Annotated in this window: 1 protein-coding gene; it reads right to left on the reverse strand. The window is 70.7% G+C overall.

Annotation, left to right across the window (positions count from 1 at the left end; all coding sequences use genetic code 11):
• Positions 1–401: 401 nt before the first annotated feature.
• Complete coding sequence (locus tag ACYUED_RS06510; protein WP_491291355.1) at positions 402–18,098, reverse strand: EndoU domain-containing protein; 17,697 nt, start codon at positions 18,096–18,098, stop codon at positions 402–404.
• Between the last annotated feature and the right edge of the window lie 919 nt (positions 18,099–19,017).

Genomic DNA, 19,017 nt, shown 5'->3' on the forward strand with positions numbered 1-19,017 from the left:
CCCGCCTCCCCCGCTTCAGAAATGGTGGCAGCCACTCCCGCCACCTCCACCTCCCCCGCCCCCGCCTCCGCGGCGAGCGGGAAGACGGACTCCGACCCGGAAACCGACGAGACCACACCCCCGCCGGCCGACGGAACCCGACCCGTTCCACCGACCGCAGCAGCCGCCTCCCCCTCCGGCGAACCCACAGCCTGACCAGTACGGGGCACCACCGTGCCCACCTCCGACGCCACCGCCTGGGGAAGCGCCTGCCGAGATCCCTGAGCCTCCGATGAGCTCATGATGTCCTTTCCAACGGTCAAAAGATGATGCACTGAAGTGGTGTCACAACCGCCCGGCAGCCGACACGGACACGCCACGTGTGACCCCGCCCCCAGCACCCCGACGCACACGGAAGACGACTACCCGGGCAGCAGACCGCCCCCCTCCCGGCCGCCCCCCTCCCGGCCGGACAGCAGGGCCCACTCCTCCCCCACCTCCACCGGGAAGAGCTCCGAATGCCCACGCAGCAACTCCGCAAGATCCTCGCGACGGAACGCATCGCGCACAGGAAGCCGCTCGTCGGGCGCCAGATCCCAAGTAGCCGCGGCCGCCGCTGAATACGGCAGCCCTTGCACCTGCTCGCGCCCCACACGAGTGTCAAGCACCGCCGCAGAGTCGAGCAGCTCATCGAGTCTCCGGGACGGCACCGTACCATCCGCGACATCACGCCGATGCCCCGTCCCCTCCCCCGAACCTGACACTGCCTCACCACCGCCCGACTCACCCCCGGCACCGCCCGAATCGACCCCACGCGCCGCATCCCCCCCGGCCAACTCCCCAGCCGGAGCACCTTCCGCAACAGCAGACGGCACAAGACCGACCGACCCCGACCCACTGACGACAGATACCGGCGCCGACTGCTCGAACGCGCTCTCCCCCTCCGGCCCGACCTCGACGGCCGCGTCTGTTCGGAGCGGGGGCGGGGTGTCGGCGCCTGTGGGCGCCATGCCCGGGCCGTCGTCGGCAGCCACCGGCTCGGCCAGCAGGTATTCCCTGCCCCTGCGGTACAGGACCAGTTCCGGCCTCGACGATCCCCCGCCGGGAGCGCGGGTGCTGGTGGAGGTGCCGTCCTCTGCGACCACGGTCACGTTCACGCCGTAGGAGGCCACCTGCGCGACGGCCGTCCGCTCGGTCGCCTCGTTCCAGGCCCTTTCCTGCTGCTCGGTGAGCTCCAGATCCTGCGCGAGCCCACCATCCGCCCGCCAACGGCGCACGGACTCCCAGAAGCCGTTGCCGTCCTCTTGCGGCTTACGGAGGGTGTGGGCGGTACCGTCTGGTCCGATCAGTCTCATCTCGTCGCCGACGCGGGTGGTGCCCCAGCCGCCCGAACCGGCTGCCCACGGCGCCACGGCATACGCGGGCCGTGGCGCCCGGTTCTGAGGCGTGCCGGACACGGCGGCGTCCGCCTCCCGGCCGGCCTCCGCGGTCCGGGGCAGTGCCTCGGGCAGAGCAGGCTGCCGCCGGGCATCGCCCGAAGGCAGGGCCGGCCGGTAGTGCCGGTCACTCAGATACAGCACAACGTGCGGCAATTGCTCCTGGCCGGGGTCCCCGGCCTCGGAGAGCGGGGGCCGGAAGTCCTGGAACCGCCCGTCCGCGCCGACCACGGTGACCCATGCGCCGAAGTGCCGGGCGGCCAGCACGGGCAACAGGTCGGCGGCGCCGTGATCCCAATTCGTCCTGTCGGCGGTGCCACTCCCCCGCAGCAACTGCTCGCGGGCGAGACCGGCACGCTGACTTTCGAGGAGCTTCACGTGCAGTGGTATGTGACCGGACTCCGCGAACTCGAGGCGCTCGGACCTGCTCCAGTCCATCCTGGCGGGCTTCGGCCCGCGGAGACTGATGGTCTTCACGGGGTTCACCCCGCCGGCCTCCAACTCCTCAACCCCGAACTTGTCCCTGGTGTCGGGCGAGGTGAAGTCCAGCAGGCCGGCGTTCTGCGGATCGCTCAGCTCATCGGCAAGCAGCCGGCGCAGACCCGAGACCATCTCCTGCCGGTCCGTCACGTCCACCCGCCGCACAAGCAGGCCGGGGTCGACATGATGCAGCCCTTCGGCAAGGGCGTGGAAGAAGCCGTCCCCGTCCTCAGGAACGTCGTACAGCGTGTACGACTGGTCCCCACCCGGCGAAACGAGCAGCCCGGGATCGCCGGCCACGCCGTCCCGCACCTCGTAAACGAGGTGCCCGGCCTTCACCTCGCCGTCCGCCACGGTGAACTCCACGGCCGGCGGTTCGGGCAGGCCCGCGCGCAACTCCGGCTCACCGGGCCGGTGCGCCTCGGCGGGCAGCCGGTGCCAGCGAGTGAGCCGGTCGGCCGCCGCCCGCACCCGGTGGAACTCGCCGGCCGCGGCCTCGGCCCGGTCGAGCAGAGGCTGCAGGACCGTGTTCTTCAGCTCCGGAGCCTCCTCCTGGAGTTCGGCCACCTCACGGCGCTTCTTCCAGTAGGCGTCGTCCGCGGCAACCCAGGCCTTGCCCGCCTTGCTGACATCAGCCCACGCGTCCGCGACCCGGGGCGGGAAGTTCCCGTCGTCGACAAGGCCCCACTCGCGGGCCACGTCCTCGTGGACCACGGTGATGAGCTGGGTCTGCGTCTGGACGGCCCGGATACGCCTGATACGGCCGAATGGACCGTTGGACGTTACCACTTCGGCGACGCCGAGCCAGGCGGTCGGGATCGCGAACACGAAGCTCCGGCCGGCTGGCTTGTCGGTGAGCTGGGCGCTCTCCTCGCGCGACCGAACCCGGCGGTCGGCTTCGGTGGCGTTCGGGCCCGTCAGAGTGCCTGAGGGGACGGCCGAGCCGGCAGCGCCGGCGTCCAGCAATGGTTGGGCGCCGAAGGCGGAGTCGTGCCCCTGCGCACGTGAGTCGGCGGCGCTCTGGCCCGCGGTGTCCCGCTCGGCGCTCTCCATGATGCTCTCCGGGACCACCGCCAGCAGTGCGGCCCTGGTGAAGTCCGGCCTGGAGTGGAGCCGGTACTCGCCGTAGGCGCCTCCCGCCTCGTTCAGCCAGGGGACCACGTAGCCTCCCGCCTCGTTCAGCCCGGGGACCACGTAGCCTTCAGCGGTCCCGCTGTCCTCGAAGAACGCCGCCAGTGCGGCATCGCTGGTCGCGTTGTCCAGGGCGAGCGCCGAGGCGGTGCCGGGCAGGGTCAGTCCGGTGCGGCGGGCCCTCTCGAAGGCATCGTCCAGCTGCTCGGCGGTCAGCTCGACGGTGCGGTCCTTGCCCTGGCCGGTGCGGCGGGCCCTCTCGAGGGCATCGTCCAGCTGCTCGGCGGTCACGGAGCGGGCGCCGTACGCCTCGGCCAGGGCAAGGACGGCGGCCTGCCTCAGCCCTTCGATCCCGACGACCCGACGGACCAGGTAGCCGCTGGCCGGCGGCTGGAAGGGGCCACGGGTGCCGTCCGGCAGCTCTGTGGAACGCCATTCGTTGAGGTCCGGTTGGTCTCCCGGTCCCCACATGGTGACCGAACGAGCCGGTTGCTCCAGCGTGGGCGGCCGGAGCCGGTCGTCCGCTCGGCCGGGTCCCGGCTCCGGGGCGGTCAGGCTGAGCGGTACCTGCTCACGGAGCGTACCCACGGAGTCCTCCACATCGAGGGGTATGCCGTTCCCGGGGTCGAGCGTCAGCCGCAGCCGGTAGTGGGTGAGGTACTCGGCGTGCGGCTCTCTCGCGCAGAAGGTGTGCCGCTTGGTACGCGTCCGGGAAAGGCTGGAGGACGTCAGGCCGGATGTGGTGGCCCCCCCTTCGTTCGCCGCACGGACGGAGTGGAGATCTCCCAGCTGCGGTGTTGCCACCCCCTGGGTGAGGTTCAGCCCGAGAGCAATGGAAAGGCCCTCGGATCCCCCCGTCTCTTCGGTCACGGAGGCGATCCGGCTGTCCTCTATGGAGACGCCGTGGTCAAGGCCGTCGAACCGCGACTCCTCGGCGACGAGCTCCACCTTCAGGGAGCCGGTGCGGCTCCCGATGCGGATTCCCGAGAACCACCGGCCCGTCCGGGCGCGCGCCGACACGCCGATGGAGGTCATCTGCTCACGCAGGGCCCGCACCGCTCGCGGGGTCACCAGGGAGCGCACTCGCTCACGGTCCGCCTCGTCGACCTTCCAGTTCCGCAACTGCTGGTCGAACTTGGCCAGCACCGCGGTGGTGTCCAGCGAGTTGACGGGATACGACGCGAAGGGGTGGTCGTGCCACCACGCGGCCTGTGTCCATTCGTGGGACGTGTACCGAGGCACCTTGCCCAGGCCGTCGTCCAGGAGCCCGAGCTCGTGTGCGGCCTTCTCCCCCACACGGCCGAAGAAGCTCGAGGGAAGCGTGAGGTGCTTCCCGGCCCGGCTGTTTCGGTAGAACGGGGAGAGCACCGGGGCGAGCAGTCCCTCGGGGCGGAGGGAGACCGCGAGGTCGTGCTCGGTGTCCCCGGACACCAGGACCTTGTAGCCACCGTCGTCACGGTTGACCTCCGAGGTGACCATGCGGGTCACCTTCGTGGTCTCGGCGTGTGTGTCGCCCCTGCCGTACCGCAGGCCGGAGATGGTGGTCAGCTGGGTTCCGCCGGCGTGTGTGTCGCCCCTGCCACCGGCGAGCAGTGCCCAGCTGAAGCTGCTGCCGCGGGTCACCGACCCCGCCATCTGAAGATCACTGGCGACCGCGAGCTCGGTCTCCATCTTGGCGGGCTTGGTCTCCACCCGCAGACCCACGATGCGCATGCGATGCACCACGTCACCCACCCTGTGCCGCAGAAGACCCTCGGCGAACAAGGAGATCCGGGAGCCGGCGGGGCCGGACGTCTGATCGAAGCGGGCGGTGAGGGCATCCGACTGGAAGAACCGGACCAGGGCTTCATGCGGGACCGCGCCGGCGTTCTTGAAGTGCCAGGAGTGGCCGGACACCTCTGCCATGAGGTCCTGCACGGCACGGCCGAGGGCCATGGGAGAGCCGACGCCGACCGTCTGGAAGGCGTGGTTCTTGAACGGGTCCTGCCCATGGCTCTCGGACACCACCTGGGGGTCCCCGGACAGCAGGGCCTGGGTCAGCGCTTCCTCCATCTCGACGGGCTCCGCCCGGCCCGCCGTCGCCGGTTGCGGGTTGGTGGCGGGGGAGTCCTCGCCCGGTACGGCCAGCAGGACCCTGCCCGTGAACTCCTCGCCCGCGTCGCCTCCGACCAGGTCCGTGCTCACCTGGGGTCCCGTGCCCAGCAGCCCCAGCGACAGAGCCCTCGGCGCCGGGTGGTGACGCGAGAAGTCCTCGATCCCTGCCGTCAGGCTCAACTGGTAGCTGTACAGATGGGACGGAAGGGAACTGGCGGCCAGCGACTCGTACGAGACGGTGGCCCCGTGCTGCGTCCCGCGGCCCTGGCTCCACCCCCACCTGGCGCCGAGTGAGCCGGTGCCGGGGTTCGCGGCACCGCCCCGCAGTTCGATCCCCCCGCCATGGGTGTGCGTCACGCTTTGAGCGCCGTCGAGGCGTTCCGTGCCGGGGGCGCTGGTACGGAGGATGAGGTCGTTCTGGGTGCCCTCGTAACGACGCCCCGTCAGCTCGCCACCTATGCGGAGCGTGATGTGAGAGAGCCCGAAGACTCCGGGAGTAACGTCCAGTCCGATCGACAGCCCTGCTGTGGTGATCACCTCGAGGTTGGCGGCGACGCTGTGGTGGGACAGGGCGTTCATCACGCGCAGGGTGTTCCGCAACGCCATGACGTAGTGCTCCCGGCTGTCCCAGCGGGCGTCCGCCGGATCGCGGAAGTCCTCCAGCGGAGCCAGGACCTTCGGGTATTTGTCGGCAGCGGCGCGGACCACCTCGCCGGTGAACACCTTCAGCCAGTCCTGCGGCCGGTCCTCGCCAGGTACCAGAACGCCGTTGTGCAAACCGGCGTTCCCCCAGACGAAAGCCTCCGGTCTGGCCGCCCCCAGAACGACGGGCCGGTCAGCGGTCAGGTAGGCCGGGGGGTGGGGCTCGTTCTCCGACCGGATGCGCAGCGTCGTGCCGTCGGGCCATCCGGCGAGCCGCCGGGCCTCGGTGTGTGTCATCCGGACCAGGCTCCAGGTGTCGAACGGGATGACTTCACCGGTGTCGATCCTGCGCACATGGACGGTCTTGTCGACCCTATAGAGGACGGTGGGCATGTTCTTGACCCGAGCGACGGTCTTGCGACCGCTCGAGCCGCCGAACGCACTGCTGTGCGTAATGCCTCGATCTAGGCCGTACGAGAAACCAGCCATCCACCTTCCGAGGACACCCAATCCGAAGAAACCCAAGTCGGCGGACGGGCCGACAGTGAGATCCACTCCCCGCGTGGACGTCCTGGACAGTGCCCTTTCGTTCTTGGCTGTCTGCTGGATCGTGCTGCGTATCTCGGCGGCATGGCTCTCCGTGAGGAGCAGGGCATCCCGGGGCACGACGCTCTCCACGACGAACGCCCCGAGCAGCGATCCGTCCTCACCGACCAACACGTCCGTCGGGACGCCGCCCTTGGCCAGGCGATCCGCGGCCCGGAGGAAGTTCTCCGAGCTGAAGAACGCGGTGAGATGCTCGTGAGCGGGACTTCCGGGGACAATGCCCAGCTCTTCCACGAGGCGGTCCCGCACGTGCCTGACCGGTCCGTAGCCCTCGGTGTGCACCAGCCGGTAGTCGGAACGCTCGTCGAGCGTCATCCTGTTCGGCACCCGGCCCGGTTCGGCGGTGGAGGTATCACTGTCCGCCAGCCGTACCGCCAACCCGTTCCGCACCGTGAAGTCGAACTCCGTCCCGTCCGCGAGAGGGGACCGTGCGCTGCCGAGGAAGACCTCGTAACTCACGTCATCCAGGTGCAGGTGGGACTTCTCCGCCGCGCGGGTTTCCACCTGGCTGAGCGTCTGGTCCTGCATGTCGTACTCGTACGAGCGAGTGACACCCATGGTCACGCCGAGGCGTCCGAAACCGGCGACGCCCCCCGGAGGTCCGAGGGAGGGGCCCACCGTTGCCCGCCGCTTCATGCTCACCGTGCTGACCGTGCCCATGGTGATCCGGCTGCGGTGGGCCGAATCGACCCTGACCGTGCCGTCGTGGAGGTCGGCGAACCGTTCCCAGTCGCCGTGCGGGTGGGTGACCACACGCAGCACCTGAGTCGCGGGATCGCCGAAGGGCGGGGATTCATATCCGTCGCCGTGGAAGATCTGGGGAGTCGTGCCGAGCGCCCGCCGGAGGTCGTCGAGTGCCTGCCTCAGGCCGGGCACGGCGTCGAGTGCCTCGCTCAGGCCGGGCACGGCGAACCGGCCGCCGAGGCGGTCGGTGATCTCCCGCACGATCTCCCCCACGACCAGGTCGGCGCCACGCAGGGTGACCCGGCTGTGGCCGTAGCTGCGGCCCCGGGCGTCGCCGGTGCCGTATCCGGCGGTCAGGTGCTCCAGCAGTTGGCTGCCGTCGGTGAACCCCACGACCCCCTCCTCGGGGGACGGCACGGACATCGAACGGTCGATCCGCGGCGGCCGGTGCACGTCGAGTTCCGACTCGATCCGGGCGGAGGCACCGTTCTGGCCGACGGCATCGGCCGGGTGGACAGGCGGCGTGGCAGGCCGGCGTTCGTCCGGGCCCACCGGGGCGTGGTCCTCGGCGGGCACCACGTCGGCGGACTCGGTCGCGGGTGCAATCGACCGGCCGGAGTCCTCCTGCCCCATCCCCAGCAGCACCCGCTCAGCGCGCACGCCGTGGTCGCTGGCCCCCACTGGTTGAAGGGTGGCGACGTTCTGGGGCGCCGTGGCCGACTCGTCGTCCGCCAACGGCTCGGCCAGTAGATACTCCCTGCCCCTGCGGTACAGGACCAGGTCCGGCGTGTCGGACGTGTCGCCTGGGGGCGAGGTGGTGCTGAACGTGCCGTCCTCGCCGACCACGGTCACCTTCACGCCGTAGGAGGCCGCCACCTGGACGGCGATCCGCTCGGTCGCGTCGTTCCATTCGCGGGTGGTGAGCAACTGCCTGCGGATGAGGGCTTCTTCCTGCGGTTCGGTGAGCTCCAGGTCCTGCGGGAGCCCGCCGTCGGCCCGTTCAAGGCGCGCGAAGCGGATCGTCTCCTCGGAGAGCCCCGCCTGAGCGAGTTCCTCGTCCGTGAACGGTGTCCTCCGGTCCAGCCGGGCCCCTTCGGGCAGAGGCCGCCGCGCGACGTCCGCCGGTTCCAGTCCGGTTGCCGACCAGAAGCCGTTGCCGTCAGCGGTCGGCTCGACGAGGGTATGGGCGGTGCCGTCCGGCCCGGTCAGTCTCGTCGTCTCGCCGACGCCGGCAGTGCTCCAGGCACCGGAACCGACTGCCCACGGCGCGGTGGTGTAGGCGGGCCGCGCCGGCCGGCCGGCCGGCGTTTCGCGGTCCTGCGCCGCCGCCTCGCCCGGCGCGGGAAGCGGGGGCTCCCGCCGGGGGTCCAGGGAGGGCAGGGCCGGCCGGTAGTGCTGGTCGTTCAATTGCAGCACGATGTGCGGCAGTCGGTCCTCGGTAGGGTCTTCGGCCTCGGAGTGCGCGGGCCGGAAGTCCTGGAACCGGCCGTCCGCGCCGACCACGGTGACCCGTACACCGAAGGCACGGGCGACCAGCGTGGGCAGCAGGTCCGCCGCGCCGTGGTCCCATCCCGCACGATCAGCGGCGTCACCGGCGCGCAGCAACTGCTCCCGGGCCAGACCGGCACGCTGCTTCTCCGGTAGGTCGGCGTGCAGCGGTATGTGGCCCGAGTCGGCGAGCTCACGCCGCTCGGGCCTGCTCAAGCCAATCATGCCGCGCTCCAGGCCGCGGGACCTGACGGTGTTCGTGGTGATGATCCGGCCGGCCTTCAACTCGTCGCTGCTGAACGTGTCCCCGGTGTCGGGCGAGGTGAACGCCAGCAGGTCGTCGTGGCGGCTCAGCTCGTCGGCGAGCAGACGTCGCAGACCGCGGACGGTCGTCTGCCGGTCCGTCACGTCCACCCGGGTGCCGAGCCTTTCCGGGTCGACGTGGTGCAGCCCTTCGGCGAGAGCGTGGTAGAAGCCGTCCCCGTCGAAGGGAACGTCGTACAGCGTGTACGACTGGCGACCCTCCGGCGATTCCGGCGACATGAGCACCTCCGGATCGCCGGGCGCGCCCTCCCGGACGACGTACACGGGGTGCTCGGGGTCCGGAACGCGGTCCGCCGCGGTGAACACCACGGCCGGCGGTTCGGTCAGGCCCGCGCGCGTCTCCGGTTCGCCCGGTCGGTGTGCTTCGGCAGGCAGCCGGTGCCAGCGGGTGAGCCGGTCGGCCTCCGCCCGCACACGGTGATACTCGCCGGCCGCGTCCTCGGCACGCCGGCGCAGAGTTTCCAGCTCGCTCTCGTCCGGCTCCGAGGTGTCCTTCGGATCCCGGGTGTTCTCCCGGAGTTCCGCCAGTTCCCGGTGCGTTTGCCGGTACGCGCTGTCCGCACCGGCCCAGGCATCGCCCGCCTTGACGACCTGCGTCCAGGCGTCCTGGACCACGGGCGGGAAGTTCCCGTCGTCGACGAGGCCCAGGTCCCGGGCGACGTCCTCACTCACGAGCACTTCGAGCACGGTATCCGCATGGGCACCCTGCGGAAGGCGCCTGCCCCGGCCGAACGCCATCCATCGCTGCACCTCGGCGATGCCCAGCCAGGCGGTCGGCACGGCGAACAGGAAGTGGCGGCCGCCCCGTTCCGCGCCACTCCCGGCGCTCAGCGCGGCCGAGACGGCACGCCCGCCGGCCTCGCCGGAGACGGGAGCCGTCACGGGGCCGGCCGGGACCGCCGAGCCGGCCTGGTCGGCGGAAAGTACCGGCTGCAGGGTCGCCGAGACGCCCTGGCTCGCGGTGTGCGAGAGCCCGGTGCTCGCGCTGGTGGCGTCCCCGTCCATGATGATCATGGTGCTGCCGGGCAACACCTTCAGCATGGTGGCCCGGGAAAAGTCCGGCTTCGAGTAGAGCCGGTACAGGCCGTGGGCCCAGTTCACGGACGTGTCGTCATTCAGTCCCAGAACGTGGTGGCCGTCCCGGGTCCCGCTTTCCTCGAAGAACGGGGCCAGCGCCGCGTCGCTGATCGCCTTGTCCAATGCGAGCGCCGAGACCGTGCCGGGCCGGGTCAGCGCCGAGTCACGGGCCTTGCCCATGGCCGCGTCCAGAGCGCCTCCGGTCAGCTCGCGCGCGCGGTCTGTCATGGCGTCGACGCGGGTGCCGTACGCCGCGGCGACAGCCAGTTCGGCGGCCTCTCTGAGGTTCTGCAGGCCGCTGATGCGGCGGACCTGGAAACCCTGAGCCGGCGGCTCGAAGGGCGCCCTGGTGCCGTCGGACCGTGTGACGGAACGCCAGTCGTCGATGCGCTGCTGGGAGATGTCCCCCGGCTTCCGCAACCTGACCGACCGCGCGGGCGTGTCCAGCGTGGGCGTGCCGAGGGGATCGCCCTCCGCGACGGAGCGGGCGTCGGGGACCGTCAGGCTCAACGGTGTCTGTTCGGACTGCGGCCCCAGCTCGATCCTGCTCGGCACGCGGCCTGGTTCGCCGGGTGCCGTCACACTGCCAGGCACCCGCAGCACCAGCCCGTGCCGCACGGCGAAGCCGAACGGGTCCTCGCCCGGGACGCTGCTGTGATGCCCGCCGACGGCACTCGCGAGCCGCGGCGGACCGCTGACGGAGACCTCGTACCACACGTCGCCCAGGTGAAGGTGCGACCCTTCCGTGGAGTACTGCTCCAGTGTGACCTTGGTCCGGTCCGACATGACGTACTGCTGCGCGCGGCTGACGCCGAAGGCCGCACCGACGCGCGCGGACACTCCCGACGCGCCCGGCCAGAGGGCTACGCCGACCGAGAGCTGCGTACTGCCGGACACCTTCTTGGTGGCATCCGTGGTGACCCCGCTTGCCTGCTCCTGCAGCACGGTCTGATCACCCTGGACATCGGCGAACCGCTCCCAGTTCCCGTAAGGCCGCGCCGTCACGGTGAGCACCTGGTCCCGGCCGTGGCCGAAGGCGGGGGATTCGTACCCGTCGCCGTCGAAGACCTGCGGGGTGGCGCCGAGCGCGCGCCGCAGGTCCTCCAGCGCCGCACCCAGGCCGGGGGTGTCTCCGAGCCGGTTGGCGATCTCCTGTACGACGCTGTCGACGCCGCGCAGGGTTTGCTGGCTGAGGCCGAAATGCTCCGGCAGCCGACTGCCGTCGTCAAACTCCACCAGCCCCGCCTGCGGCGACGGTGCCGGCATCGAACGGTCAATACGCGGTGGCCGGTGCCGGTCGAACTGCGACTCGATCGAAGTGTTTCGCCGCTCATCAACCTCGGGGGCGGCCTCGGCGTCGTCCTCGGACGCCGCGTGATCCCGGTCCTCGGACTGTCCCGAAGAGCGCTCGGTCACCTCACCGGGCCGAGCAGGCCCACCGCTGGTGGCATCGGCGGACGAGGCGACGGGGGAAACCACTTCGGCCGACGCCGACCGGGATGCGTCAGCCGCGGCGTCGGCGCCGTAGAACGCCGTATCCGGCCCCTCAATATCACCGGATTCAGAGCCATCACCCAACGGCGACGAGAAGTCCGAATCGTGAAGGCCGCTTTGATCCGACTCCGCGTCGAACATCGACTCCCACGACTCGGTTCTCGACCGCCTCCAGGCGGCGGACGAGCCGGACGACGACTCCGACTCATCCGGGTCGCCCTCGGAACCTTCCTCGGACACGGCGCCGGCGCCGTAGAACGCCGTATCCGGCCCCTCAATATCACCGCCCGGCGACGGGAACTCGTCGGCCGCCCGCCTCCGACGCTCGTCGGCCGCCTCCTCGGCCGCCTTCTTCTGAAGCTCCTTGTTCGCCTGCCTGTACGCATTTCTGACCAGGGGGGACACGACGAAACTCCCGGCGGAATCGGGCCCGGCGCCAGTGTCCGCCGGGTCGGGTTCGCGCAGCGTGGTAGGCCCGCTGAAGGGGTCCGCCAGGTCGAGAAGTTCGAGGGCCCTCTGCAGGGCCTTTTTCTCGGTACCGTCGGTCGGCCGCCATGCGACGGCCGCCGGCGCCGTCTCGTCCAGCAGATCTTCGGCGAGGCTTCGCAGCTCCTCTACGTCCAGCACGTCGTGCATAGCGCCCAGCAAATCCAGGTCACCGTCCGAGAATTCCCGTACTTCGCGGGTTGGGTGGTGGGCTTCCTCGGGACTCGCGGCACGCACCAACGACAGACGGACCAGTGCTCCGTCCCTCCGCGATCCCAGCTCGACTTGGCCGTATGCGCGGGCCAGTCGGCTCCAGTCCTCGTTGAGCTCGTTGTTGTCGGTGCCGGGCGGAACGACCAGGTGGATCCGCTTCGTGAAGTCCAGGCCCTGCTGCCCGTTGTCGAACAGCACGTGCCGGACATCGAAAGGCAAGACCCGTTCCCCGCGGGTGACCGCCTCGCCGACCGGCTCATGGCCGGGCCAGCTGCTGTACGGCTGCATCTGCGTGGGCCGGTAGGCGAGATGATGGCCGTCCCGCTCCAGGCCCTCCATACGGATCCCCTCGGCATAGCCGAACCAGTGTTTGGTGCCGCGGTCGTCCACCGGCCGGACCGTGTACGCGGCCTCGCCCGCGTCGTGCGCCCGCCCGACGGCATCCAGCACCCGTTGCGGACCCCACTTTTTGGGGAACATGACGTGGCGATGCCCGTCTTGGTGCAGATGCCAATTGCGCCACTTCAACGCCTCGTCGCTTCTCGGGCGCAGCTTGGGGTCGCGAAAGAAGACGCTGGCCTCGTACGTACCGTTGGGATACTCCCTGCCAGGCATGATCACCAGGCCGTAGTAAACCACCTGTTTCCAGGGATCCACGTTGGGCTCGTGGTGGGCGCCGCTGCGGGTGCGGCGGTCACCGTACCTGGTCATGTCCTCGACCCGCTGGCCGACGACCGGGCCGGTCTGCGGACGCTCTGCCGGTGGCGGGGGTGCCGCGTGGGCGGGGGCTTCCAGACCGGACTGGTCGTCGGAGGGACGGAATCCGGTGAACGTGCTGCTGTCTCCCGCCCAAAGACCGATTGCGCCGTTCTTCTTGTCGCGCTCTCGGAAGAGGCGCGTGCGCGGCTTGCCGATGACGAGTTCCCCCGTGATACGCACTCCGTCGTACTCGCCTTCCCAGACATAGACGCCAGGCCTGCCTTCGACGGGTTTGACGTTGTCTTTCCGCAGGGCATGCAGGTAGGCCTGTTCACCGGCGTAGACGACGTGGTCCTCGTCCCAGTGGGCGGGGAACATCATCTGTCCGCGCGAGGAGTCCGCCGGTTCCGGCGGGGGGTTGAGGCGCTCCACCTCGGCGGCGTATTCGGCACCGTCCTCGATCCAGTCGGCGGGGAACATCATCTGACCCGGCTGCCTGGGCCGGACGTGCAGGTCACCCGCAGGATGCGAGCCGTCCGCGAGTTCCGGCCGCATCGCGAGTTCCGGCCGCACCGGGAGCCCCGGGTACTCGGCGCGGTAGGTCCCGTTGGGATTGGCCGTCCCCTCCAGCTCGACCGGCCGCGGACGCGCCGACATGCCACTGGGCGCCAGGTGACCGCCGCCCAGTGGCATGTCGGCGCGAGGCTCGCCATACAACATGAACCAGGTCTCCAGGGACTTGCCATACAACACGGCCGACCGGGTCTCCAGGGAGAAGTGGGCGCGAGTCGGCAGCCCGTCCGCCCGCGGCTCCAGTGTGTCGGCGGTGTAGAACACCACCTGACCGTCCACCCGCAGACGGGCCGTCCCCCAGGCACGATCGATGGCCGAACTCCACTGGCGCAGATGACGGGGCTGAATCCCCCACCGGCCCCGTTTTTTGGCCGGGCGCTGGTGGCGGGCCATGAACGACTGGTCCGGATACGCCGTGCGGTCGCCGTACGAGTCGAACTCGCGGTACTCGTCCTCCAGGCCCAGCAGGTGTCCCACCTCGTGGGCCAGGACAAATTTATTTGTGGTGACCGACCAGTTCTTGTGGTCCTCCCGTTTGTACTTAGCGTGCACCGTGACGGTGTGATGAGCGCGGGCGCGGGTGACGAACTCCAGGTCGACGCGGAACAGGTCCCCGTTGTCAAGACGGTGGCCGCCGTTGAACAGCTCGTCGACACCCTCCTGGGCCCGCCGAGCCAGCTCGCCCAACTGGTCCTCGGTGACGCCGTCTCTTGGGTCGCGGAATATGCGGAGTACCACGCGGGTTAGGGAGTCCCCCGCCCGAAGCCGGTACCGCCGCGCCTCGAAACGCCTGATACCGAGCGCGCCTCCCAAACGCCCGACCCACCGTATCTTCTCGTGCGGCCGCACCTCCCAGGGTCCGCCGATCTCAACCGCGCCGGCGAACCAGAGCCCGTCCGGCTCCATCTCCGCATCCGCCTCGGACACCGGCGTTCCCGACTCGTCCCCGGACTCCCGACCGGCTCCGTCCCCCTGTGCCGCGGTCGAACCGTCCGTTCCCGACTCGGACCCGGACTCCCGACCTGCGCCGTCCCCCTGTGCCGCGGTCGAACCGTCCAACGGGCCGAGTCCGTCCTCGAACCACGCGCCGGCTTCCTCCGACCGCGCGCCGGAGTCCTCCGACCCGGAGGACCCAGGGTCGGCGGACTCAGGGTCGGAGGACTCAGGGGCGGAGGAGTCAGGGTCGGAGGACTCAGGGGCGGAGGACTCAGGGGCGGAGGACTCAGGGTCGGAGGACTCAGGGGCGGAGGACTCAGGGTCGGAGGACTCAGGGTCGGAGGACTCAGGGTCGGAGGACTCAGGGGCGGAGGACTCAGGGGCGGAGGACTCAGGGGCGGAGGACTCCTCCGACCACGCGCCGGAGTCCTCCGACCCGGAGGACTCAGGGGCGGCGGCTTCCTTCGGCCACGTGCCGGAGTCCGTGGGCTCGGGTTCGCGGAGTGTGGTAGGCCCGCTGAAGGGGTCCGCCAGGCCGAGAAGGCCGAGGGCCCGCCGCAGGTCCTCCTCACCGGTATCGGCTGACGGCCCCCATTCGTCGGCCGACGGCACCGCCTCGTCCAGCAGATCCCCGGCGAGGCTTCGCAGCTCCTCTACGTCCGGCAGCACGTCGCGGACGGCGTCCAACGGCACGCGCAGGTCATCGACGGAGAACGAGTGGTATGCCTCCGCGGAACTCGCGGCACGGGCCACCGACAGACGCACCAGTGCCGCGTCCCTCCGCGGTCCGCGCGCCAAGCGGCCGTCGTATCCGACGTACACCGCCATCTCCAGTTGTCCCCAGAGCATCTCCGCCATGCGGTCGTGGGTGCCGGACGGGACATCCAGGTGGAAGCGTGCGGCGAGGTCGAGACCCCGCTGCCCGTTCTCGAACAGCACGTGACGGACAGCGAAGAGGGCAACCCGTCCCTCAAGGGTGGCCGACGGAGAGCCGGCCGCCTCACCGACCGGCTCGAAGTCGGGCCAACTGCTGTACGGCTGCATCTGCGTGGGCCGGTAGGCGACATGCTGGCCGTCCCGCGCCAGGCCCTCCATACGGACCTCCTCGAAAACACCCACCCAGTGGTAGGTGCCGCGGTCGTCCACCACCCGGAACGTGTCCGCGACGATGGCCCCGTCGTGCGCCGAGTCAACGGCGGACCGCAACTCTCGCGGACCCCACTCTCTGGGAAACATGACGTGGACGTCGCCGTCCTGGTGCCGACCCCAGTTGCGCCAATCGTCCGCCTCGCGGTCTCCCGGGCGCAGCGCCGGGTCGAGAAACAAGACGTCGGCCACGTACGTACCGTTGTCATTCGTGACACCAGGCAAGATCCGGAGGCCGTAGGAATCTTCCTGTACCTGCGGGTCCACCTGGGGCTCGTGGTGGGCGCCGCTGCGGGTGCGGCGGTCACCGTACATGGTCATCTCCTCGACGCGCTGGCCGAAGACCGGGCCGGTCCCGGGGCGGGAGGCCATCGCCTCGGACACCGGCGTTCCCGACTCGGACCCGGACTCCCGACCGGCGCCGTCCCCCTGTGCCGCGGTCGAACCGTCCGTTCCCGACTCGTCCCCGGACTCCCGACCGGCACCGTCCCCCTGTGCCGCGGTCGAACCGTCCAACAGGCCGAGCCCGTCCGGCTCCATCTCCGCATCCGCCTCGGACACCCGCGTTCCCGACTCGTCCGTCGACGAGTCGGTCGAACCGTCCAACGGTTCGAGTCCGTCCTCGAACCGCGCGCCGGAGTCCGTGGGCTCGGGTTCACGCGGCGTGGCAGGCCGGCTGAGGGCGAGCAAGTCCATGAAGGACTGCCAAACGCGCCTCGCCCAGACCACCCCGCGCAGCGCGATGATCCGATCCCAGATGCCCAGCGCATAGTCGCGCAGGCGACCCCACACGGAGGGATCCACGTCCGGGAGGACCTGCTCTTCCCGAGCCTCCTCCCCCGCCCGCTCCGAGCCCGACGGCTCCCGCCCGACCGGTGACACCACGGCCGTGCCTGCGGACTCGGCCTCGGCACCCTGCTCGGATCCGGTGTCCCGGGCAGGCGACGCACCACGCTCGGGGGCGGCGCGTACCGCTTCCTCGGGCTCCGCCACATGCCGGCGTTCAATGTCGTAGTCCACCGCGGGTGCCAGATCCCCGGCGTCTTCCTCGGATTCCCGGTCCTCCAGCATGGAGCCGGTTTCCATGGGATCCCGCACCAGGTGCGCGTCCTCGGCAGGGTGCACCACCGGCTCGTCCACGGCGGGCGGCGTCGGCTCAGCGGCCGCGGGGACTTGTGGTCCGCCCCGCGCAGGCACTGCCTCCGCCGTCGAGTCCGCGCGCTCCGCCCCGGATCGGGCATCGCCGACGGCCACCCGGTAATCGACAGCAGGCGCCGTATCCGGGTCGGCGCCGGCGGCCGACAGGTTCTGCACGGCCCCGTCCCCGGACTCCACACCGGCGTCGACAAACCGGGTGCCGTCGGCGGCGGGATCGGCCGCCACGGGCCTTGCCAGGCCATCCCCGTCCAACGCGCCGTCCGATTCACTGAGAAACGGCCCGGCGAACCGATTCTCCGACAACTGCCGCTCTGCCGACGCTCCGTCGCGGGGCGGCGAAGCCGCGGGCTCCCGGTCCACCGCCCCGTCCTCCGTCCCCGAAGGCGACAAGCCCGACCAGCCCCACCGGTTCGCCCCCTCCTCCTCGGCCGTGCCGGACCGCTCGTTGGGCGACACCGCCCGGGGATCCGGGCTGGAAGGCGGCCCGAACTCCGCTGCCCAAAGGTCCACCTCGTGCTCGCCGAACTCCTGCTCGCCGGACCGCTCGCCCTCCGCATCGTCCCGCCGCTGTCTCTTGGCCGGAGGCTGTCCGTCCGCTTCCTCCTCGCCCGCCGAAGCCTCGTCGAACACCCCGTCCAGTCCCACGGACTGGGCGAAATCCGCTGCCTCGAGCCCCCCGGCCCAGTCTCCGTCCCCGGCCTCGTCCTGCGCCGGTTCCACGAGTTCCGCACGGTGGTCCATGGCCGGGTCCACATCGGCCGCGCGTGACTCGTCGCCGAACAAACCCGCCTTACGAAGATACTCACCGCCGGGCGCCACACGACCGAAGTAGGGAATGAAGACCTCGGCGATCTGCCGGAGATGATCCGACGTCAGGACGATCCGCCTACCCGCGGGGACCTTACTGGGATCGGCCGCCGCACTGTACTCATCCGGGCCGAGCTCCTGCTCGACCCGCCCACCCGGAGTGAGCTCCTGCTCGGCCCGCCCACCCGGAGTGAGCAGCACCCGATCGTCGGACTCGTCGTCCCGCAGACCGTAGCCATGGAGGAGTTCGTGGACGGCGCCGGCAGGACCCGCACCGATGTACCAGATCCTCTGCCGCATCTGGCCATCGCCCGACGAGCCGCCATGGAGCTGCACCACGGTGTCCGCCTCCTCGGGGGAGTCGACCCACTCCACCCCCAGCCACAGCAGCGGATCGAGCTGTCGCCGGCCGGTGACCTGGTCGACGGGAAGCCGGCGGTCACGGCTGTTGACCACCACCTCCTCCAACACCCGCGACACGTCACCTTTAAACGCCGTGACCTGCTCCGCGCCCACGCCCTCCGGCGGCACCAGATGCACCCGCCGCGTCAGCTCGATCGTGTCCTGCCCCGGCGTCTCCCCACGATGCCAGGCCCACGCGTACCCGACCTGGACCCGCTCCCCCGAAGCCTCAGGCTGCCGCACCCCAGGCCGCCCCCCCTCACCCCCGGTGAAGGTGAACTCGAACGCCTCCTTCGACCCCACACCACCGCCACCGAACGGACTCCACCGCTCACTCCTCACCTCCCCCGCAGCAAACGGCACACCCGGCAACCGCCCACCCGCACTCCCCGGGCCCCCAGGCACCACCGCAGAATCCACCGCAGAATCCACCGCAGATTCCACAACCGCGGGCGCGACCGCAGCAACCTCGCCCCGGACCGACCGACCGGAAGAATCAACAGGCACGGAAGAATCAGCAGGCACGGCAGTGCCACCACCGGCCCCCGAACCATCGAGCCGCACCCCAGACCGGCCCCCACCACCGACACCCACAGGCCCCGCCCCGCCCGTGGACCGCTCCACCCCACCCACAGAGCCGGAAACCGCCTCCGCGGACGTCACAAAACCCGCCGGGGCCCCCGCCACCGTCCCCGCAGGACCCTCCGCCGACTCACCGACAACGACACCATCACCGTCGTACACACGGCCCACACCCACAGCCGCATCCCCAGAAGCGGCCCCCACCAGCCCCGACACCGACACAGGACCAACCGCCGGCGCAGCCTGCAACCGCCCACCCGCACTCCCCGGGCCCCCAGGCACCACCGCAGAATCCACCGCAGATTCCACAACCGCGGGCGCGACCGCAGCAACCTCGCCCCGGACCGACCGACCGGAAGAATCAACAGGCACGGAAGAATCAGCAGGCACGGAAGAATCAGCAGGCACGGCAGTGCCACCACCGGCCCCCGAACCATCGAGCCGCGCCCCAGGCCGGCCCCCACCACCGACACCCACAGGCCCCGCCCCGCCCGCGGACCGCTCCACCCCACCCACAGAGCCGGAAACCGCCTCCGCGGACGTCACAAAACCCACCGGGGCCCCCGCCACCGCCCCCGCA

It is taken from the genome of Streptomyces sp. DF42, from assembly GCF_058267695.1.